1 protein-coding gene is annotated in these 486 nt (G+C 67.3%); it reads left to right on the top strand.

The window, feature by feature from the left end; translation table 11 throughout:
- A partial coding sequence (locus tag RM844_RS32270) for a helix-turn-helix transcriptional regulator (protein ID WP_311671004.1) occupies window positions 1-486 on the top strand: 486 nt, incomplete at both ends.

The raw sequence follows: 486 nt of genomic DNA, 5'->3' as shown, positions 1-486 counted from the left end.
CTGATCCGCGAGATGATGATCTACGGGCTGCGCTGGCCGGTCGACCGTGCGCACGGCGACGACACGTCCGATACGTTCTTCCGGACCCTGGCCAACCTCGTCGCCGACGCGCTCGATCACGAGGCGCCGCTGAGTCTGCCGACCACCGAGCACCCGATCGTGGCCGCCGCGCTGGCCCACACCAAGGAACACCTCGCCTCGGTGACCGCCGAGGATGTCAGCCGGGCCGTTGCGGTATCCGAGCGGACGTTGCGGCGCTTGTTCGCCGAGACGATCGGAATCTCTTGGCGGACATACCTTCTGCATGCGCGGATGCTGCGGGCCATGGCGCTGCTGGCCGGGCCGGATCAGTCGGTGCAGGCCACTGCCACAGCCGTGGGATTCGAGAACCTCAGCTCGTTCACCCGATGCTTCAGTCAGTTCTGCGGGGAGACTCCGTCGGCGTATCGGTCTCGCGCCCGTGAGGAACACCTGGAGCGGCCAACC

The organism is Streptomyces chisholmiae, from assembly GCF_031845445.1.
In the GTDB taxonomy this organism is placed as follows: Bacteria; Actinomycetota; Actinomycetes; order Streptomycetales; family Streptomycetaceae; genus Streptomyces; species Streptomyces chisholmiae.
Note: the sequence above shows the minus strand (reverse complement) of the source record. Positions and strands in the feature narration are given on the sequence as shown.